This window comes from Bacillus sp. FJAT-18017, from assembly GCF_001278805.1.
In the GTDB taxonomy this organism is placed as follows: Bacteria; Bacillota; Bacilli; order Bacillales; family Cytobacillaceae; genus Bacillus_D.
The window spans coordinates 4,296,832-4,316,670 of the sequence record NZ_CP012602.1 but is presented as its reverse complement, the minus strand read 5'-3'; the positions used below and the strand labels follow the sequence as shown (position 1 = coordinate 4,316,670).

Annotated in this window: 24 protein-coding genes and 1 pseudogene; 16 read left to right on the top strand and 9 right to left on the bottom strand. The window is 42.9% G+C overall.

Annotation, left to right across the window (positions count from 1 at the left end; translation table 11 throughout):
• Window positions 1-53: 53 nt before the first annotated feature.
• Window positions 54-794 carry a bis(5'-nucleosyl)-tetraphosphatase PrpE gene (gene prpE / locus AM500_RS20120; protein WP_053600831.1) on the bottom strand — a complete coding sequence of 247 codons (741 nt, stop codon included), beginning with the start codon at window positions 792-794 and terminating at the stop codon, window positions 54-56.
• A gap of 387 nt (window positions 795-1,181) precedes the next feature.
• On the opposite strand from prpE, the gene fabI reads away from it, so the two are divergent.
• Both fabI and AM500_RS20110 read left to right on the top strand, forming a co-directional pair.
• Entirely contained in the window at window positions 1,182-1,952 is a 771-nt protein-coding gene (gene fabI, locus AM500_RS20115; RefSeq protein WP_053600830.1) for an enoyl-ACP reductase FabI, read from the top strand.
• Window positions 1,953-2,095: 143 nt separating this feature from the next.
• The gene (locus tag AM500_RS20110; RefSeq protein WP_053600829.1) at window positions 2,096-2,761 is read left to right on the top strand and encodes a hypothetical protein; all 666 of its coding nucleotides are present in this window, start codon (window positions 2,096-2,098) and stop codon (window positions 2,759-2,761) included.
• A gap of 133 nt (window positions 2,762-2,894) precedes the next feature.
• On the opposite strand, the gene AM500_RS20105 is transcribed toward AM500_RS20110, so the two are convergent.
• Window positions 2,895-3,410, bottom strand: a complete 516-nt coding sequence (locus AM500_RS20105; RefSeq protein WP_043933026.1) for a CotY/CotZ family spore coat protein — start codon at window positions 3,408-3,410, stop codon at window positions 2,895-2,897.
• Between the two features lie 140 nt (window positions 3,411-3,550).
• Between AM500_RS20105 and AM500_RS20100 the strand changes: the two genes are divergently transcribed.
• From AM500_RS20100 to AM500_RS20060, 10 genes and pseudogenes are all read left to right on the top strand, one after another.
• Window positions 3,551-3,895, top strand: coding sequence for a DUF1360 domain-containing protein (locus tag AM500_RS20100; protein WP_053600828.1), 345 nt, complete (start codon window positions 3,551-3,553; stop codon window positions 3,893-3,895).
• Between the two features lie 69 nt (window positions 3,896-3,964).
• Window positions 3,965-4,108, top strand: coding sequence for a hypothetical protein (locus AM500_RS20095; protein ID WP_156319864.1), 144 nt, complete (start codon window positions 3,965-3,967; stop codon window positions 4,106-4,108).
• Between the two features lie 176 nt (window positions 4,109-4,284).
• On the top strand, window positions 4,285-4,743 hold the full coding sequence (locus AM500_RS20090) for a hypothetical protein (RefSeq protein WP_053600826.1): 459 nt from the start codon (window positions 4,285-4,287) through the stop codon (window positions 4,741-4,743).
• 12 nt (window positions 4,744-4,755) lie between these two features.
• Window positions 4,756-5,223, top strand: a complete 468-nt coding sequence (gene spoVAC, locus AM500_RS20085) for a stage V sporulation protein AC (RefSeq protein ID WP_053600825.1) — start codon at window positions 4,756-4,758, stop codon at window positions 5,221-5,223.
• The gene (gene spoVAD / locus AM500_RS20080; RefSeq protein ID WP_053600824.1) at window positions 5,223-6,245 is read left to right on the top strand and encodes a stage V sporulation protein AD; all 1,023 of its coding nucleotides are present in this window, start codon (window positions 5,223-5,225) and stop codon (window positions 6,243-6,245) included. Before spoVAC ends, spoVAD begins: the two co-directional genes overlap by 1 nt.
• Before the next feature lies 1 nt (window position 6,246).
• Complete coding sequence (gene spoVAE, locus AM500_RS20075; protein ID WP_053600823.1) at window positions 6,247-6,603, top strand: stage V sporulation protein AE; 357 nt, start codon at window positions 6,247-6,249, stop codon at window positions 6,601-6,603.
• Between the two features lie 93 nt (window positions 6,604-6,696).
• Entirely contained in the window at window positions 6,697-6,819 is a 123-nt protein-coding gene (locus AM500_RS25175) for a YjcZ family sporulation protein (RefSeq protein ID WP_043933019.1), read from the top strand.
• 129 nt (window positions 6,820-6,948) lie between these two features.
• Window positions 6,949-7,203, top strand: a complete 255-nt coding sequence (locus AM500_RS20070) for a sporulation-specific transcription regulator SpoVIF (RefSeq protein ID WP_053600822.1) — start codon at window positions 6,949-6,951, stop codon at window positions 7,201-7,203.
• A gap of 418 nt (window positions 7,204-7,621) precedes the next feature.
• A pseudogene (locus tag AM500_RS20065) lies at window positions 7,622-8,164 on the top strand (GNAT family N-acetyltransferase).
• A complete protein-coding gene (locus AM500_RS20060; protein ID WP_053600821.1) occupies window positions 8,154-9,014 on the top strand; it encodes a nitroreductase family protein in 861 nt (286 codons plus the stop codon). Before AM500_RS20065 ends, AM500_RS20060 begins: the two are co-directional and overlap by 11 nt.
• Before the next feature lie 44 nt (window positions 9,015-9,058).
• Here AM500_RS20060 and AM500_RS20055 read toward each other — a convergent pair whose 3' ends face one another.
• From AM500_RS20055 to AM500_RS20045, 3 genes are all read right to left on the bottom strand, one after another.
• On the bottom strand, window positions 9,059-11,347 hold the full coding sequence (locus AM500_RS20055) for a UvrD-helicase domain-containing protein (RefSeq protein ID WP_053600820.1): 2,289 nt from the start codon (window positions 11,345-11,347) through the stop codon (window positions 9,059-9,061).
• 297 nt (window positions 11,348-11,644) lie between these two features.
• A complete protein-coding gene (locus AM500_RS20050) occupies window positions 11,645-12,067 on the bottom strand; it encodes a GNAT family N-acetyltransferase (RefSeq protein WP_053600819.1) in 423 nt (140 codons plus the stop codon).
• A gap of 3 nt (window positions 12,068-12,070) precedes the next feature.
• The gene (locus tag AM500_RS20045; protein ID WP_053601811.1) at window positions 12,071-12,589 is read right to left on the bottom strand and encodes a YjcG family protein; all 519 of its coding nucleotides are present in this window, start codon (window positions 12,587-12,589) and stop codon (window positions 12,071-12,073) included.
• Window positions 12,590-13,107: 518 nt separating this feature from the next.
• Between AM500_RS20045 and AM500_RS20040 the strand changes: the two genes are divergently transcribed.
• Window positions 13,108-15,321, top strand: coding sequence for an FIMAH domain-containing protein (locus AM500_RS20040; protein ID WP_053600818.1), 2,214 nt, complete (start codon window positions 13,108-13,110; stop codon window positions 15,319-15,321).
• Window positions 15,322-15,542: 221 nt separating this feature from the next.
• Here AM500_RS20040 and AM500_RS20035 read toward each other — a convergent pair whose 3' ends face one another.
• Window positions 15,543-16,265, bottom strand: a complete 723-nt coding sequence (locus AM500_RS20035; RefSeq protein WP_053600817.1) for an alpha/beta hydrolase — start codon at window positions 16,263-16,265, stop codon at window positions 15,543-15,545.
• Window positions 16,266-16,458: 193 nt separating this feature from the next.
• Between AM500_RS20035 and AM500_RS20030 the strand changes: the two genes are divergently transcribed.
• Both AM500_RS20030 and AM500_RS20025 read left to right on the top strand, forming a co-directional pair.
• On the top strand, window positions 16,459-16,995 hold the full coding sequence (locus AM500_RS20030; RefSeq protein ID WP_053600816.1) for a phosphatidylglycerophosphatase A family protein: 537 nt from the start codon (window positions 16,459-16,461) through the stop codon (window positions 16,993-16,995).
• Window positions 16,996-17,125: 130 nt separating this feature from the next.
• Window positions 17,126-17,959 carry an STAS domain-containing protein gene (locus tag AM500_RS20025; RefSeq protein ID WP_053600815.1) on the top strand — a complete coding sequence of 278 codons (834 nt, stop codon included), beginning with the start codon at window positions 17,126-17,128 and terminating at the stop codon, window positions 17,957-17,959.
• An 85-nt stretch (window positions 17,960-18,044) separates the two neighbouring features.
• On the opposite strand, the gene AM500_RS20020 is transcribed toward AM500_RS20025, so the two are convergent.
• On the bottom strand, window positions 18,045-18,314 hold the full coding sequence (locus AM500_RS20020) for a GNAT family N-acetyltransferase (protein WP_053600814.1): 270 nt from the start codon (window positions 18,312-18,314) through the stop codon (window positions 18,045-18,047).
• A gap of 141 nt (window positions 18,315-18,455) precedes the next feature.
• Window positions 18,456-18,671 carry a hypothetical protein gene (locus AM500_RS20015; protein ID WP_043933008.1) on the bottom strand — a complete coding sequence of 72 codons (216 nt, stop codon included), beginning with the start codon at window positions 18,669-18,671 and terminating at the stop codon, window positions 18,456-18,458.
• Between the two features lie 223 nt (window positions 18,672-18,894).
• Between AM500_RS20015 and AM500_RS25970 the strand changes: the two genes are divergently transcribed.
• The gene (locus tag AM500_RS25970; RefSeq protein ID WP_197282627.1) at window positions 18,895-19,044 is read left to right on the top strand and encodes a hypothetical protein; all 150 of its coding nucleotides are present in this window, start codon (window positions 18,895-18,897) and stop codon (window positions 19,042-19,044) included.
• Between the two features lie 26 nt (window positions 19,045-19,070).
• Here the strand turns inward: AM500_RS25970 and AM500_RS20010 are convergent, their stop codons facing one another.
• Entirely contained in the window at window positions 19,071-19,781 is a 711-nt protein-coding gene (locus tag AM500_RS20010; RefSeq protein ID WP_053600813.1) for a DUF421 domain-containing protein, read from the bottom strand.
• Between the last annotated feature and the right edge of the window lie 58 nt (window positions 19,782-19,839).

Below are 19,839 nucleotides of genomic sequence, written 5' to 3'. Positions count from 1 at the left end.
GCCAAAACGACTGAGGGAAAAATTGTCTGAAGCTTTTTTAAAAAAGTACATTATCATTCAATTTTTCGAAACTTCTCAGCCAAATACGGCATGGAAGACGGGACTGAAACAAGCTCCATTTCCGGATACCTGAGCGCGGTCAGCTTTCCACCGAATACTGCCCCGGTATCAATATTATACGTATTGTTTAGGATTCTCGGCTCGCTTACTGGTGTATGCCCATAGACAATGATCGCTTTTCCATTGTATTTTGCAGCCCAGTCTCGACGAACCGGTGAGCCATCCTGATGTTTTTCACCGGTAATATCCCCATAGAGAACAAATGTCTTTACTTTAGAGCCAGTCTTACCTATATAATCCGCCCTGATCCCTGCGTGGGCAATTACAAGCTTGCCGCCATCGAGGACAAGGTGAAGCTGGCTTCGATCATAAAGTTCAACAAACCGGTTCCTTGCCTGATCTTGCGCGGCTTTATCAATCGCCTCAAATTCGGCCACCGTAGTCTCGAGGCCATGTGACACTTGCACCTTGTTGCCTAAGTAATAGCGGTATAGCTTGTTGCAATGATTTCCGGGCACATAATATGCCTCGTTCCGCTCAACAACGAGACGCCAAACCAGATCGGCTGTTTTCAGCGACTCTGGCCCCCTGTCTGTAAGGTCACCAACAAATCCCAGCCTCCTCCCATCCGGATGCACGGGCACACCTTCATCCCACTTATAACCCAGCTTTTCAGTCAGCTCAACAAACTCCTGGTAACACCCATGTATATCCCCTATGATATCAATTTTCATTTGTAGTCCTCCGAAAAAACAAATCTTCCTATAGTTTACCGCATTTTAATGATAAGTCATTCATGGGAGGAGAAGTATGCGTGCAAATAAAGGAGGCGGTATAGCGTATATGTTACCTAAAGGATAGCCCGCCGCTTGACTAGGTCACATAGGGAAACAAGCTATGTGATCATTACCCTGCTGAAACTTCAGAGTCGTCACATTGTGATAGTTTCAAAACCATTGGGCTTCAATTGAGTCATGTAAAACCATTTAGCACCTCATGAAACTACTACGCTCATATTGAATATGACATTTGTCATCTCCAATACTTTTCTTTTTAGAAGAACTAGTGTACAATTAGTACCAACTACTAATAACTTGTATTAATAGGGGGATTTTTTCACAATGTCGATATCACTTAAAGGGAACACATATGTAGTCATGGGAGTTGCAAATAAACGCAGCATCGCCTGGGGCATTGCCCGCTCTCTTCATAACGCAGGAGCGCGCCTTATCTTTACCTACGCTGGAGAACGCCTTGGCGATTCCGTCCGCGAACTTGCTAATTCACTTGAGGCAGAAGGGACAATGGTCCTACCATGCGATATTACCTCTGACGAAGAAATCAAGCGCTGCTTCGATACAATCCGCGCGGAAGTCGGCACCATCCATGGCATCGCTCACTGTATCGCTTTTGCCAACAAAGAAGAATTGACTGGCGAATACCTGAACACAACACGGGATGGTTTCTTGCTTGCACAAAACATCTCCGCCTACTCCTTGACTGCGGTTGTAAAGGAAGCACGCGACATGATCGTTGATGGCGGCAGTATCGTGACAATGACCTATCTTGGCGGCGAACGCGCAATCACTAACTACAACGTAATGGGTGTAGCCAAAGCATCGCTTGAAGCAAGCGTCAAGTACCTGGCTCGTGACTTGGGTACACAAAACATCCGAATCAACTCAATCTCTGCCGGCCCAATCCGTACACTATCTGCAAAGGGCATCAGTGACTTTAACCTCATCCTCAAGGAAATCGAGGAAAAGGCACCGCTCCACCGTGCCACAACAACTGAAGAAGTCGGCGACACCGCTGTATTCCTTTTCAGCAATATGTCCCGCGGCATAACCGGTGAAAACATCCATTGTGACTCCGGTTACCACATTCTCTAAAACATTAGAACCTGCCTCTTTCCAAGGGCAGGCTTTTTTTTTGTGAAAAATGGGCCGATACTCCCCGACTTTTAACGCTTAAGTATGTCCCTGCATACACATGGTTAGTAGAGATTTGCCCAAAAACGAAACGAGGGATGAGGATGGATAAACAGAAGAATGCCAAACCATTGCTATATATCGTACAGCCTGAGTTCACGAACGGTTCCTTGCGCATGCAGGAACGGTTTTTGTGGAGGAGAAGGTTTACTGAAAAGGAGGAAGACCCGACTAATCCAACTTCAGTTTATACAGAGGATAAGGATCTGCGCGGATCCATCCTAAAAGATACACTTTACGGGGAGGTTGCACCAACTGCCACTCGGGAGGAGCAACAAATTATCAAAATAAAACAGGAACCGATTTTACAGAAGGACGCTCCCGCCAACGAACACGATGCTATCAATCATGAGGAGCACCTTATCTCACAAATTGAACCAGGGAAGAAAAAACAAAATTTGATAGAAATGTTTCTAAAACAATTAGAAGAGACCAGTGTCAAGCCGTCGATTTCTAAAGAAAACCACTCAGAACAGCCGGAAAAGACTCCTGTTCAGACTAAATTGGATAAGGAGATATGGCAAACAGTAAACAGCCTGGCCAGGTACCCTCATTTCCTTGAAAAGCCAATTGTAAAAGCGATAGTAGCAGGTGAGCCGCTGACCTTCCAGATTTACAGCAAACGAGGCAGCGAAGTATTTATTAAAATAAATGGCCGGAGTGGGAAAATTAACCTTGGAGATATTTCGGAAATAGAGGTCCTTGATTAAAAGAGAAGGGAGTTGCATTCATGCAGCTCCTTTTAAATGTATCTTGGCAGTCAAAAATAGCCTTCGATTAGCATAATTATAAAAGAATGCAAAAAAAAGACTGTTTCATTTAACGAAACAGTCTGCAAAATTTTTAATCGAATAAGTTTTGCGGGAAGACGCAGGATACGCCGCAGAAGCAGTTAAGGTCAATTGTGATGCATACTCCAGTACGCTTAAGCTTATGTGCCTTCTCGAGGTCTTTCACACAGTCAAATGTGTCATCATCATGTTCGTGCTTGGAACCTGATCCTCCTGAGGATTTAACCTTTTTCAGGATTTCAAGCGTTGCACAGCAAGTGTCTGGATCCACATCTACTACCCTGAACACACACCCGGTTACGACTTCAAATGGGTGACTATTGCTTCCGCTTCTTTTCACCCCAACAGCCTTGAACGGTTCGCATGTGCTTTTGCAAACCAGAATGACTGGAATAGTGTCATTCATATTGTTCTGTACTCCTTCAACCAGCTCGTGAATAGCCCTTTCGCATCCAAATTCACAATCGTCATCTTCTCTAATTGGATTTACTTTATCCTGGGCTTTCACGATTGCGAGCAGGGTATCACACACACAGTTGCTTGTGAAGAACTCTGAACCACAACTCATGGATTTTCCTCCTTTAGGTAGATAATTATTTGCATTATCAGAGTATGTATGGAGGAGCTTTATGGGTTGGGTCAAAAGCCCAATTTTAGTTATTTTAATCAGGGATACAAGCCTATTAGGCAAAGAAAAGGAGTATGAATATGGGGGATTTTACGATTGAGGTTCTGTTCATCATAGGGCTGGCGTCCTTCCGGCTGACAAGAGTAATTGTATTTGACAAAATAGCTGAAATTATCAGGGCCCCTTTCCTTGAAGAGATTATAGAAGGGGATGAGGTGTATACCATTCCGAAAAAAGGTCCGATCCGCAGCTTGATCGGCGAACTGCTTAGCTGCTATTGGTGCACAGGAGTGTGGGTAAGTACAGGGCTTCTGGCAGTATATACCTATTTACCATCAATTGGAGTGGCCATTATCCTAATTTTCGCGGTAGCGGCAATAGCCAGTATAATCGAGACAATAATAGGAAGGCTGCTAGGCGACTGAATTAAACAACATTTCTCCTCCTACATATAGTAAAAGAGTAGAATCTTTAAGTCGAGAGGGGAAATTAACATGGATGCGAGGAAACAATACAAAGGAAAAGAGCAGCAACAGGCTGAGCAACAACAAACAGGACCAACTGAACCTAAGAAAAGAAGGGGATGCGGCTGCGGCGGCGGAAGACGGAAACGCCGCAAACGTGCACATGGTTCATAACAGAGAAAGCTGCCTTCCGGTACGCTTTCTTTTTTTTGGAAAAAGAAGAGGTTAGCCTGAAAACAAAGCGATACTGCATAGCAGGCATATTTTCCTTTTCAATCTGAGGAGCATAAATACTCCTTGTATGCAAACAATAAAAGAACAAATGGGAATAAGCAGGAAGGGTAAGGATCATGAAAAAATCAGTGTTTCTTATTATGGGAGTCACATTGCTTCTCGGCGCTTGTGGAGCAAATGAAGGAAGCAGCGAGCTTGCTTTAATGAATAGGACAAATCCGGATCCAGTACATACAACGGATAAAGGCCCAAAAGTTTCTGAAAAAAGTGTGGAAAAGGATGTCGAAGCGTTACCGGAATTATATGATGTTGCCGTCATCAAAGGAAAGAAGGACTTTCTCGTTGCCTACAAGGTTAAGCATTTGCAGCGTTTCAGGATGAAGGCCATCGAAAAAAAATTGGCTGATAAGCTCGAAAAAAAATACCCAAATGAAAAATTTACAGTTTCAAGTGATTACAAAATATTCCTTGAAGCAACAAGACTGCAAGAAAAGATAAAATCCGGCAAATATAATGACAAGGCTGCGGAAAAGCGCCTGCAGGAGATTATTGAGCTGCAAAAAGAGAAAACGTGAGGAGGAATTGGGATGGCAGACAAGAAAAGTGCCGAAAAGGAAAAATATAAGCAGCTTCAAAAAAAGCATGAATTGAAAAGGCCTGTGCTCAAAAATTGCATCAAGGCATTTTGGGTAGGAGGGGTCATTTGTATGATCGGGCAGGCCTTAACTTATTTTTATATTTATTTTTTTGATTTTACGGAACAAACCGCGAGCAATCCAACAGTTGCAACAATGGTTTTCTTATCGATGCTCCTGACAGGCTTTGGGGTCTATGATCATCTCGGCCAATACGCGGGTGCGGGTAGTGCAGTTCCTGTAACTGGATTTGGAAATGCGGTCATTTCCGCTGCAATTGAGCACAGAACGGAAGGCTGGGTTCTTGGGGTGGGAGGAAACATGTTCAAACTGGCCGGGTCGGTCATTTTGTTTGGCGTTTTTTCGGCATTTGTCGTCGCTTTGATTAAAACCTTGCTAACCATGTGGGGGGTTATCTGATGCTGAAGGGCAAACGGACATGGCTATTCGAAAACCGCCCGGAAATACGCTCTACCGGTGTGACAGGCGGGCCGTTTGAGGCTGCGGGAAATCTGGCGGAAGACTTTGATATTCTTAATGATGATTTGTGGATGGGGGAAGATTCCTATGAAAAAGCCCATCGAGTACTTATGGACAAGGCCATTGATGTTGCCCTCAAAAAGGGCGATGTAAATGGCAGTGAGGTCCAATTTTTATTGGCTGGCGATCTTATCAACCAAATAACTCCAACAAGTTTTGCGGCAAGGACTGCACAGATTCCCTACTTTGGTCTGTTCGGTGCCTGCTCGACTTCAATGGAAGGCTTAGCATTGTCGGCCTTTATTATTAATTACGGCGGAGCTGACTACATATTGACTGGTGCAACAAGCCACAATTCTGCTGTAGAAAAGCAATTCAGGTATCCGACCGAGTATGGGGGCCAGAAGCCTCCAACCGCCCAGTGGACAATCACTGGTTCAGGGGTTGCACTTTTGCAAAAAAATGAGGGCAAGAGAAAGTTTCCATATGTTACATCCGCAACAATAGGAAAGGTCGTCGACATGGGGCTCTCCGACCCATTCAACATGGGTGGGGCGATGGCACCTGCAGCAGCGGATACAATTACCGCTCATTTTGAGGATACTGGCAGGGATCCATCCTATTATGACTTAATCGTCACAGGTGACCTTGCGAAAATAGGCAGGAGCGCAGCCATGGACCTTCTTTCACAAAAGGGCTATAAGATTGATGATCAAAAATTCAGGGATTGCGGTTTAATGATTTATAAAGATGACCAGCCAGTCCAGGCCGGGGGAAGTGGTGCGGGCTGTTCTGCAGTGGTTACTTACGGACATCTGTTAAATGAAATGAAAAAAGGCACTTACAGCCGTATCCTCGTAGTAGCAACAGGGGCGCTTCTGTCTCCGCTTACCTTTCAGCAGAAAGAAACGATTCCATGTATCGCACATGCGGTTTCCATTGAAATGGATGGGAGGGAATAGGATGCTTGCCATGTTCTTTTGGGCATTTGTTGTAGGTGGGGCGATTTGTGTAATCGGCCAGCTAATAATCGATATTGGAAAAGTAACACCAGGGCATATGCTAAGCGCAATGGTCGTCATTGGCGCAATTCTTGATGGTTTTGGCCTTTACGAGCCGTTCATGGATTTCGCAGGTGCTGGAGCATCGGTCCCGATTACCAGCTTTGGAAACTCGCTTGTACACGGAGCCCTTCAGGAAGCTGAGCAGCATGGGCTTGTTGGAGTGCTGACGGGAATGTTCGAGGTAACTAGCTCTGGAATTTCCGCTGCAATCATTTTCGGTTTCATCGGGGCATTGATTTTCAAGCCAAAGGGATAAGCAAAAGTTTTTCCTGGCTGGGAGAGGGCCTATACACTTTTTCTTCCCATCACATACATTAATGGTGAAAGAAGAAAAGTGAGGTGAAACGGTATGTGCTTCGGTGGTTACGGATACGGAGGCGGCTACGGCGGTGGCGGCGGCTACGGATCAACTTTTGTTTTAATCGTTGTATTGTTCATTCTATTGATTATCGTTGGAGCTTCCTTCTATTAAGATAGAAGATAAAGGCCTGGTCGGGAAATGCCCCGGCCTGGCCTTTTTCCGTTTTGCTTTAAAGTTTCTTCACCAATTCCTTGCCCCTTCATACTATAAGAGTAGCCTATGAAGGAGCGTGACAATTGAATGGATAACGGATTTTTTAAAAACCTTGAAAAAAAGACCGGCGTGAACATGAAGGATATTTTTGATCTTGCCGCGTCCCTGCAAAATGCGAATTTTAAGGACGAAAGAACAGTCCGCGGCGTCATCCAGCGCGTTTCCAAAATTGCCAACAAACCGGTTAACAAAGAAACCGAGGACAAAATCGTTCAGTCGATCGTCAAGGATGGAAAGCAGCTTGATTTCAATACCCTCTCGAACATGCTGAATAAAAAATAGGAAAAGTCCGGCCTCAACTCCCCCTGGGCCGGACTTTTTGCGTATTCTTGATAACAGAGAAGCCTTATCCGTGACCGACGGATTGAGGAATAATGTTTTTCTAGACGAAACTTGTCATCCCAAGCACGGTTTCGTCGAGTAAATCCATTTTTCTAGACGGAACTCGCAATCCCGAACACGGTTACGTCGAGTAAACCCCTTTTTCTCGACGTAACTCGCAATCCCCAATGCGGTTTCGTCGAGTAAATCCAATTTTTCTAGACGGAACTCATCCTCCCAAGCACACTAACGTTAAGTAAATCATTTTTCTAGACGGAACCTCGAATGGAAGAGAGGTTAAATTTTGAAAAAAATGCTTCGAGCTGCATAATTTAATTAACAGCCTTTTAAAAATGAAGATAATATTAGGGGGAAGCGAATGGAAATCAGAAGGCCTAAACTGGATGATAGAGAGGCAACAAACCATTTTTTCCGGACTGTCATCACAGACACGTTTGAGAAAAACGGGATAAGTGAGCTTGTTTATGATATGGAAAAGGAAATAGAAACCAAGAAAGCGTACCTTGAAGCGGATTTAACCAGTGACGGATCCGATCGGCATTTCCTGATTGCCGTGGAGAAAAGTACTATAATCGGTACTATTGAATATGGGCCTTCGAGCAATTTAATCAATGAACTCACCAATGGTACACTAAATTAACTAGTGGAAGTTGGAACGGTTTTTGTCCATCCTGATTACCAGGATAAAGGTATTGGAAACAGACTGTTGGAAGCAATGATGAAACACCTGAAAAACATAGGGCTAACGGAGTTCTGCCTGGACAGCGGGTATGAAAGTGCCCAGCAAATTTGGAAAAGGAAGTTTGGGCTGCCTGATTATTGGATTAAGGATTATTGGGGAGAAGGGCAGGACCATATGGTTTGGAGAATAACTCTCAAGGAGTGGTTCGATGCAAGATAGTGTAATAGAAATCATGCAAAAAAGACAGTCAATACGGACATTCAGTACAGATTCCATGGAAGAACAGCATATTCAAAGCATACTTGAGTATATCGGCAGCGAGCGGAACTTTACAGGCCCTTTTTGGAAAACAGGCAGGGCTGAATTCGTAGGCGTATCCAACAACGTAACGGATAAAGGTTTTAAGGTTGGTACATACGGATTTATAAAAAACCCAAGCGCTTATCTTGTTGGAATTTGTAAAAATGAAAAAGACGATTTAATCGACTTTGGCTATTGTTTTCATAAGCTAGTCATCCATGTAGGCGGACTGGGAATGGGGACCTGCTGGATGGGCGGGACGTTCAGCCGGAATTCCTTTGAAAAGGAGCTGTCAATATCATCGGAAGAGTTCATCCCTTGTGTGACGCCAATCGGCTATCCAAAGGAAAAACAGCGTCTGTTTGATAAAGCCGTCCGTGCCGTAGTCAAAGCAGATAACAAAAAGCCATGGGATAAGTTATTTTATGATGGCGATTTGAAAACCCCTTTAGTAAGGGAAACGGCAGGCCTTCTAGAAACACCAATTGAAATGGTCAGGCTGGGCCCGTCTGCCTCCAACAAGCAGCCATGGAGAATCGCTGTTTCGGAGGACCGGAAGACATGCCATTTCTATATTGAGCATACACCCAACTATAGCACATCACTTGGTTATGATATGCAGCTTCTCGATATAGGCATTGCGATGTGCCAGTTTGAGCTAGCCTGCAAGGAATTAAAAATTAACGGCAAATGGGTGAAAGAACAACCTGGTTTTGATGTTCCGAACGGGCAAACAGAATACATCGTTAGCTGGAAGACTTCAAAATAAACGATAAAAGGGACACACTGCGATGCAGGCGTCCCCTTCTCTTTTTAATTCTTCAAATCATTTCTCACTGGAGTCAAGAACCGAGTCGGATGAGCACTCCGGTTACGGCGCATGGACGGAACTGAGATATATAGCCGTTCCATCGCTCGGGTAATCGCGACATAAAAGAGGCGCCTTTCCTCTTCGAGTGGAGCGGAATCCCCATTTCGAAGGCTTTCCAAAGCATAGTCATGAGGCAGGCTTCCATCGACAGCACCAATAATATAGACGTTTTTGTATTCAAGGCCTTTGGCGCGGTGAATCGTGCTCAAGGTAATCGAACTTGCGAAATGCTTGCTGAGGCTCTTAATTTCCTTGTTCATCGCTGTCATGTGGTCTGCATGTTCAAGCAGGGCATGAATGTTCCCAAAGCTCTTAGCGGCAACTTTAAGGTCTTTGACATCATCCGAACCTTTTTCGAGTTTGTTGCCTTCACTGCCGCGTTTCTTAAGATAGTCAAGGAACCCAAGGTCTTTTTCAATCCGCTCGATCGCAGTGAATGGAGAGATACCCTTCATTCCTTTAATTGCAGTTACTGCAGTTTTGAGTTTTTTCATCTGAAAGGCATGTGCCGTTTTTACCTTGCCTAGCGCCTCAAGCGCACTGCAATCATCAAGGATGCTGGCTGCCTTTATATCATTTAGAACCTCCTGCTTTAAAAACAGGGCAGGAAGGATGGCCGCGACGGCCCCGATATCATCTTCATCCACGGCAAGCTTGAGAAACCCAAGAACGGTTTTAACTGTGCGCCTTTCGTAAAAAGACTCCGCATCCTGCTCGATTCTGAACGGCAGATTTGAGGAAGCAAGCCTTTCAAAAACCGCCCGCGATCCGGCATGTGTCCTGTAAAGGATGGCAAATTCACTTGGGTCGGCACCAGAAGCAATTTTCTCTTGAATATCCGTCACAATCATCGTGGCCTCTTCTTCCTCATCATGAGGGAAGAAGACGACTGGCGGAAGTCCGATAGACATATTTGCGGCCATTTCTTTCCTTCGCCGTTTTTTATTATAGGAAATAATCCTGTTTGCAGCAGCAACGATTTCATGCGAGGACCGGTAATTTTGATTGAGCAGAATCAGTCTTGTTCCAGGAAAGTCACTTTCAAAATTAAGCAGGAATTCCGGGGAGCTCCCTCGGAACGAATAGATCGTCTGGTCATCATCGCCAACTGCACAAACATTTTTTGATCGGGCAGATAACATCTTAATTAACTCATACTGGACTTTGTTAATATCCTGAAACTCATCAATCAGGAAATAATGAAATCGTTCCTGGTACATTTGAAGGATTTCCGGTCTAGACTGGAATAGCTCATGGCAGCCGGTCAGCATATCATCAAAATCGAACAAGCCTTGAATCTGCTTGAATTGCTCATAGCGTTCATAAAGGAGCAATGCTGTTTCTTCCCAGTCGGACTCAGCCTTGACATCCTTAGGCAACAGCAGCGAATTTTTCCAAAAGCCGATTTGCTGAAGTGCCAGGTCATAAGCATAATCCTTTTCGGAAAAGCCGAGTTCCCGGCCGGAGTCCTTAACGATTTTTTCGCGCTGCCATTCCTTTTTCAACAGCTTGTCCTGCCGCCATTTCCCGCCATCGGCATGCATTAGGATCCGGTAAAAGATACTGTGGAATGTCCCTGAAACTAGCTTTGAGAGTCTTTCGCTCCTCATGTTTGGATACCGAAGCAGGCGCGATTTCATTTCCTGTGCGGCTTTTGTCGTAAAGGTAACCAGCATGATTTCAGAAGGATCGATCCCGCCAACGTCCATCATATAAGCAGTTCTGGCCGTCAGTACACGTGTCTTTCCGCTCCCGGCTCCTGCAAGGACGAGAATTGGCCCTTCGGTTTGCGTAACCGCGGCTGCCTGGTTACCATCCAGAGTGAATCCTTCCGCTTCTAGAAGCTTTATGTAGTCGTGAGGATTCTCGAGTGTTGGGATGGTTTCCACCTTTGATCTGGTGCTGATTGCCAGGGCTTGCGCGGCCTGGAAGCCCAATGTGGCAGTTACTGTTCCGATTGCCCGGCCTTTCGGTAGCCTGAAGCCATGTGACTCTGTCTCACCAGTATGGCTGGCTTCCTGAACGGCAGGAGCCTCCGGGCATTCTTTTGCAGGATGATATATATGATAAAAATGCGGTTCCTTTTCTATTCCGAGATAGAGTCGAACCGGCTCAAGGCAGGAAGGGCAAGACAACTGGCCATTCCTGCCTGAAAGATAATAATGCTGATAACGGTCACGTCCAAGTGTATCCAAATGGACTGTGCTATTTTGGAAGAGCGCTGATTTCATAACATATCCCCATATCTAGTAAAAAGTACACAATCACTATCATACCAGAGAACAGGGCCTCCCGAAAGTTTCGAATTTCCCAGTTCTATATCAATATCGCAGTGAAATTCGTCTAGTAAAAGAGATTTTCTCGGCGAACTAAGGCCGTCCCAGTGAGATTTGTCTAGAAAAAAGGTTTACTAGACGGAACTAGAATTAATATTAGGTGCGTGGAATCTAATATCAGTAAGAGTCGGCATTTCAGGTAAACGTGAATCAAAAAAACTCCAGCCTTGTTGGACAGGCTAGAGCTTTTTGCTAGATTGTTTTCATCATCGTTTTATGAGTGATACCCGCATCCAGGAATTCTTCAGATACGACTTCATAGGCGAGCCTGGAATAGAACGGGATAGCGTGAACTTGGGCATCCAGTTTTAGCTTCGATACACCCTGGCTTTTAGCATATTCCTCGATTTTATTCATAATCGCAGACCCGGCTCCTGTGCCGCGGGCCTCCTGCAACACGCAAATTCGCTGTACTTTCCCATAGCCGTCAATCACCCGAAATCGCCCCGCTCCAACAGGCTTTGTCCCATCATAAAGGACAAAATGGGCGCATATGTCCTCGTACTGATCGATTTCTTCCTCTTCCGGAACATGTTGTTCCTCAATAAAAACCGTTCTTCTGACGGAAAAGGCATCTTGCCTTTCCCTTTCATTGCTGACTAAAACGACATCCATGCTTTATTCTGCTTCCTTTCCTAACCGGAATGTTTCATAAACCGTCCACTGTCCGTTCTCAAGCTGATAGAGGAGATGGAAACGGTCAATTTCTTCTTCATGAGTAATACCTTGCATTTTTACTGAACCATATACGTCTGAATGTTCAGCATCTGATAGCTTCTGGCCAATCGTGATGTGCGGGACAAATGCAAATTGCATCCCTGGCGCGCCAGTAATTTCGTTAAGTCCCTTATGAAGAGCTTCGATTTTTTCATCAGGCTCTATTTTTACGTAAATAACATTGTTAACAGGATGGAAGGAGCTAATCTTGGATGTCCTGATTGTGAACGGGTTGTGCTGCCTTGCAGCATCGCGAAGCTTTGCAGCCAGTGAATTTGCCTCTTCTTCCGATGCCTCGAACGCATGGACCAGTGTAAGATGTGGGGCAATCAAGGCATAATGAGGGTCATACCGCTTGCGGTATTGATTTACCCAATCCTGAAGCTTTTTAGATGGAAAAAGTACAACTCCGAATCTCATACGACCTACCTCCAAGTTCCATGAAGCTTCATTTAGCCCATGGTATTTGTCTTTCTGAATATTATAGCAAATGTACCATGGAAAATATAATTTCAAGTAGCTTTTTACAAAAGTTAAATAATTTTCCCAACATATAACTGTTTTCATTGCATCATAAGTGTTTTTCATCCGTTGGTAAAAAGCATATTTTTGCCACCACCTCTCCATATTTTATTTTGCTACTTATTAGGAAATTTGTCCCAATCCCCTATAAACCGAAAGACCTAAATGTTATATTTAGACATTTTATCGTCTTTAAAGTCACTTTCTCGTCCTTACAATCGCTGTTTTAATGATTAAAATATACGTGGTAGTGAATTGTGAATTTTCTATGAAGAGGACTATTTTGTTTTTACTGGAGGTGAGCGAAATTTATTGAAAGCGCATACATTTATATTTCTGTTTAACTGTTAATTCAGCATAGCTTATTGCAAGAATGGAAGTTGATGTTTGTAAAATACATTGGAGGTGGATAAGGAATGCGTGGAACAAAACGCTTTTCCCTAAAATTTATACTAGCTTTTACGTTATTCGTATTGGTATTTGCTCCTTTAAATCAGGCCGCAGGTAATGATCCTCTATTTCCTGTATATTCACAACCAAAGGAAATTGGTTTTCCCTTAAGTGGTGGTACAACGATTTATGATGGTGCTGTTGGGATTGAAGATGGACATTATGTCATGTACACAACATCAAAAGGTGTTCCAGCAGAGTTTAGTGTAATTGATCTCGAGACTAAGGAAACGCTGCGTACGCTCTTAATGGACGGGGCAAATGACTCCTGGCATCATGAGGTTGCACCTGATGGAACCGTATATGTAGCAGGTGGTCCATATCTTTGGGGATATTCACCAGAAACGAAAGAAATTACTGCCCTGGCTAAAATTCCAGAATCCTCGTTGTGGGCTTTAACAGTTGATGAAGATAGCAATGCTTATATTGGCACATACCCAAATGGCAAGGTATTTAAATATGAGAAAGCTTCCGGACAACTACATGATTACGGAAAAATGATTGGCGAAGGAAGTCAGGAATATGTTCGTTCCATGGATTATCATTATGGCTTTATTTATGCAGGTACAGGCCATGACAAGCTTATGAAACTCAACGTCGAAACAGGTGAAAAAGTAGACATTGCCGAAGAATTAAATGAATCCGGTTTTGTTTATGACTTAAATATCGTGGATAACCGATATATTTTTGCTAGATACTCTGTTTCAAAGAAGATGTATATTTATGATATCGAACAAGAAAAATGGTTGGATGTCGTCTTAACAAATGTTACAGGCCTACACGTTGCTGATTCGCTTGATAGCAATGTTTATTTTGTAGCTGACAGAAAGCTAAAATATGTAAACCTTGAGACACTACAAGTTCATGAAACCAAAATGGAATATGGGAGCGGCCTTCGCGGTGCAGACTGGGTAGAAATAAAGAGTAACCCAAGTCTTCCAGGAAAAAGTCTTGCCACGATTACGTTTTCTGGTGATGTCGTATTTTTTAATATTGAGACAGAAAAGGTTGTAAATTATCCGAAAATGGTTCCGCCAACAGCTAATGTGACAAATAAATTTTTCACCTATTCAGAGGATAAAATCTATATGAGTGGTATGACGGGAGCTGTAGGTGCCGTATATAACCCGCTAACAAATGAGATTAAGAATATTTCTTTAGGTCAAGCTGATGTTATGTACGAAATGGATGGAAAAATGTATTTTGGCCTATATCCTGAAGGCAGTGTGCAAGTTATTGATCCAGAGGTAAATCCATATCAAGCACCTACCAAACTATTTGTAATTGGTGAAGAACAGGAAAGACTCCATTCGATGACATCTGGGAATGGTAAACTATTTGTTGGCAGTATCCCGACATATGGTAAATTAGGCGGGGCTCTCACTGTCTTTGACGGGGAAACTCATAAAGTCTTTAGGAATATTGTTCAAGACCAGAGTGTAAACGATATTGTATTTAAAGACGGAAAAGTCTATGGATCTACTTCCATTACTGGTGGGTTAGGAAGTACTCCGACTGCAGAAGAAGCAAAATTATTTGTCTTTGATGTAGAGACTGAACAAAAGACAAAAGAGGTTTCACTCAATATTGACGGTCTTGATAAGCCAACACACATCGGACAATTAAAAGTGGGATATTATGATGACTATATTTGGGGAGCTTCCTCAGGTTTTATTTTTGCCTTGGATCCTGAAACACTTGAAGTCGTAAAAAGTGTCAATTTGGATCCTAACCCTGCAATTGGTGCCTGGAATAACGTACATCTAGAATGGTCAGAAGATGGATACTTATATGCCAATGCTGGTAACAAATTATTCGTTATTGATCCAATTACATTAGCATTTAAACATATTACAAACACAATTACATTTACACTAGGAAAAGACGGGAACATTTACTATGCCCCTATTGAAAATCGTACAAAGTTATTAAAAATCGAAGTTACCAGCAACAATAAAGGTACTGAACTAGATAAAATAGAGGCAAAAATTGAAGCCATGAATAACAACAATTTACTTGAAAACAGCCAATATAAACAAGCAGCCAACCAAATCAAGCAAGCTCGACACTTTGAACAAAAAGGTGAACTGGACAAAACAAAGCGTCATCTAGACAAACTAAAAGAACATATCGAAAAGTGGGATATTGACCAAGAATTGAAAGATTATTTATTGAGATAGCTGTTCAGCCGTGTCCCAACACATTATTTAGATTATGTTGAGTAAATCGCAAATAATTAAAGCCGATTTTCCCTTAAATTTTGGAAAATCGGCTTTAATGTTCATTTATCGTTAACGTAAGTTAAAGTTTACCTACAAAGAAATCTTACTAAAATCATTTTCTCTCATTTTTTCTAAATTGCTGTTCCGTCTATCTATTCATTTCCGTAAAAAATCAATTGTTAGAATAAAGATTTCAGCCCATCGTTAAGCCCCGGCTGCCAGTACTTCCATGTGTGTCCGCCGTCGATTTCCTTATACATATGGTTGATGGACTTTCCAGACAGGGCAGCTTTCAATTCGCGGTTTGGAGTTAGAAAATCAGCAATTTTTCCATTCGGAAGCTCAGCGGCATCTTCTTCCTTGCCGATGGTATGATAGATGTCCAGAGTGATATTGTTATTAAAATCCCCGGCTGTCTTAAGGACACTTTCATTTACATAGGGAGATTGCAGAAGCACCTTGCCGAACGTGTTCGGATAAGCCAGTGCCGCCATTAGAGATACCGTGCCAGCGAGTGAATCACCGCCGAGTGCCCTGGTTGAACCCATTTGCAAGGTCGGGAATTCCCTGTCCAGGTAGGGAGCAAGCTCATGGGCAAGGAAGCGTATGTAAGCATGGTGTTTTTCACCTTCCGGGTGATACTTGCTGCGGCGATCTTCCACATCTTTATACGGAATGCCTATAATAATAAGATTTTCAATTTCTTTTTTTGCTAAAAGTTCATCTGTTATTTTCCCAATCCTGCCGAGTCTGAAATAATCATGGCCATCCTGGACAATTAACAATGAATATTTGTAGAGGTGTGAGAAGGTGGCTGGCAAATGAATAAGCAGCTGCACTTCCTCGTTTAATGCGGCGCTTTCAATAAGCACCTCCTGAACTGTTCCGCGTGGGTATTCCATGGGATTTTCCTCCGGGTTTGTTGTTAGTCGTACATCCGCTAACCTTTGAGACGAAGCAATTCGTCCAGGCTAGCCTATAACACTCGCATTTTACCATATGATGGTTGAAAAAGCAGTTCAAAAAGGTTTCACACTGGCAGGGAGTTACCAATGTTATAATAGTGTTACTGTGAAAAACGGAGGAGACTAGAATTTGACTAGAGTAAATAGCAAAATTGTAACTGCGGCAGCACGGAATTCTTTATTTGAACGTGGTGTTTCTATTGAAGCTATAGCAGAAATAGTATATGAAATGCAGATTCCTTACCATGAAGGCCTGACGATTGCTGAGTGTATTGATAGTGTTGAAAAGGTACTGTTAAAAAGGGAAATTCAACATGCGATCCTTGTTGGTGTTGAACTGGACATGCTTGCGGAGCAGAAAAAACTGTCTCAACCGTTACAGTCAATTATTGAGAATGATGAAGGCCTTTTCGGAATTGATGAGACGATTGCGTTTGGTGCTGCGTTAGGATATGGAAGTATTGCTGTCACAACGTTTGGCCACCTGGATAAAAACAAAATTGGCATTATCAAGGAGCTTGACACCAAGAATGGCACAGGTGTACATACGTTCCTTGATGACATCGTAGCCTCCATTGCAGCAACTGCGGCATCGAGGCTGGCTCACCATAAACGTGACCAGGAAGAGGCTCTTGAGGAACTGGCTGAAGTAGATTTAATCGTTTAAGAAAGTCCATGGCTTCTGGGTTTATTGTTGTTCTTAAAAATGGTTGCAGTTGAATAAAAAATACACTATAGTCCAATTAAAGCTATATTATTACTATTAATGTAAAACGATAGGGGATACCAATACGGACATGGACAAGCTGACTGAAGTTTCCCGTTATATTCATGAAAATGCAAAAGACTTGGCCAACAAGATAGTGGAGTTTAATCTCGAAAAACTTGATTTTGAAGTGCCCGAGGAGATTGTAACCAAATCAATATCCTATCAAGAGGACTTTCTGTTATTCCTTTCGCAGGCAATTATCTATAAAAATGAAGAAGAAGTAGCGAAGGGCTTCATTGATTGGAACGAAGCACATGCACATCGTGAAGAAACGGTGCTTCTGGACAAAGTTTCGAGTCTTATCAAACCATACCCCGAGATCAGGCTTCTTTTTACAGAAATCATGTTTGATATCAGCGGGAATCATGGGCTATCGCTAGAAGAGTTCAAGCTCATCATATCAAGGATGAATTATGCCTTTGATATTAGCCTGACCGAATCTATTATTTTTTATGAGGAGTATCGAACCGAGATAGCTACAAAAAACCGGAAAGAATTTCTCGAGCTGTCCGCACCAATCGTACCTGTACAAAATGGACTCGCTGTTTTGCCGCTGATAGGCACGATCGATTCCGAGCGCGCGGAGCATTTAATGAGAAATGTCATTCCTAAATTTCCGCAGCTTGAAGTAAATGAGCTCATTCTCGATTTTTCCGGTGTTGCAAATATTGATTTGGATGCGGCGGAGCATGTTTTTAATATCCACAAGGTCCTTGAATTGCTCGGCATAAAAGCGATCATTACCGGACTGAGGCCCCAGCTTGCCAGGGACATCATTTCAAGAGGCATTAATTTCAATTCTATCAGGACATATTCTACTGTGCAGCAGGCATTGGTTGATTTAAAGAAAGATAAATTTTGAATGATAAAAGGACAGAGCGTAATTTCACAGCTCTGTCCTTTTTACGCCTAGCTTTTCTCGCCAAGGCGCTTGCGCTTTTGTTCATTTAAAACAACAGGTCCTTATGTTCACCTTTGCCAAGGACATGCTTTGCATAGGAGCATTGAGCATCTATGCGTTTGTTTTCCGTCCGTGCGTACTCGGCAATCCGGTTGACCAGTTCCTTGCCTAGGCCCTTGCCGTTATGCGACTCATTTACATTTGTATGAGTGACAGTGATGACACCGTTCTCCTGCGGAACATATTCAATCGTTGCGACTTTCTCTCCGCCTTCTTCAATGTAAAACTCATTATTTCCTGATTTGACTTCAGCCATTGCAAACAGCTCCTTTCTCTCCAATAACGTACCCTATTTTCCTTACAAGTTAACGTTATCACCATAGGTTGGATCAAGGCAAATCCTACTTATTAAAAAAGAAAATCCCCCGTCATTTCCGGCAAGGGATTATCCAATATCTCAGCTGACGCGTCTTGGTTTTTCCGGCATAGCAGAAAGGATATTTTCGAGTTTAAAGGTTCGCATTTTCCTTCGCAGCAGGCAAAAAGCATAGACATCATTGCCTTTGACACCGCGGATAATCATTTTCCGCTGTGTCAGCTCATTTTTTTTTGACAAGTAAATGACTTCAAGAGGCATATTTTCTTTCATTGAACGGAGAAGCATTCCATTCATATCACACACCTTCTTTCTATTCCTATTATATACGAACAAACGTTCCTTATTCATTCATTTTGCTTAAAAAAAGAATTTTTTTCATCAAATAAATTTATAACCCCTCCTATAGCCAGCCGCCATTGAAAGTGTGTTTGGCCCGATTAGCCGATTAAAGCAACATTTTTGAAACACATATCATCCATCTAATGGGAGAAGCTAAACAAAAAGGGGGTTGGTAAAGGTGAAAAAGTTTTTCTTGATCTTTACACTGGCTTTCTCATTATTTTCAATCACAGGCTGTGGCAATGATGAACAGCCTGAGGAAGGCGAACAGATTGAAGACGTCGAGGAAGAAGATGAAATCGGTGATGGGGAAGTGGATGATGAATAACCAAAAGGAGTGCCCCGGCACTCCTTTTAGTTATTTTTATACAAAAAGATATTTAGGTCTCCTTTTTTATCAAGGGTGGCAAGAAGAACGTCATTCACGCTAACACCATAATTCTGTTTAAGCCTCTCAACAACCCAGTCCTTATCCCTTGATGCTTGCTGAAGTTCTTCATTATTGATGCGCCCTTCTTTAATGATTGTTCGTGGCAGGTCGAATGGTTTTAATTTCATTTTGTAATGTGAAGGGGTAAGTGGCTGATAGTTAGGGTCAACAAAAAAAGATATCTTCCCATCAGCCTCCCATATCGACAATGCAACTTTCTTGATAGAGTCGATTTGGCGCTCGCGCATTTCCTCAAGCAGTACATCCAAGGAAATTCTCGCTTTCTTCATACCGGAATAAATAATTTCGCCGTTCTCTACAATGGTAATAGGAGCATTGTTGATCAATCTCCGAAATCGAGGGGACTTGAGGATCCCGAATATTCCCATAACATAAAGGATTACTAGGACAATTGTCGTAATCACAGCCCCTTTCATGCCAAGCCCCGGGTCGGAGAGAGGATGTGCGATAATGTCGCCAATGACCAGGGCGATGACAAAGTCCAACAGCCTAAGTTGGGAAATAGCACGCTGTCCCAAAACCTTTGCGATTATAATTAAAAAGAGGAAACCAATTACTGCCCGAAGCACCCATTGGAAAGCCGTAAGAGTTTCCTGGCCATGCAAAAATTCCATAACGAGCACATCCTCCACTATGATGCTTACACTAGCATTGCCTACTTGGCAGGCATTC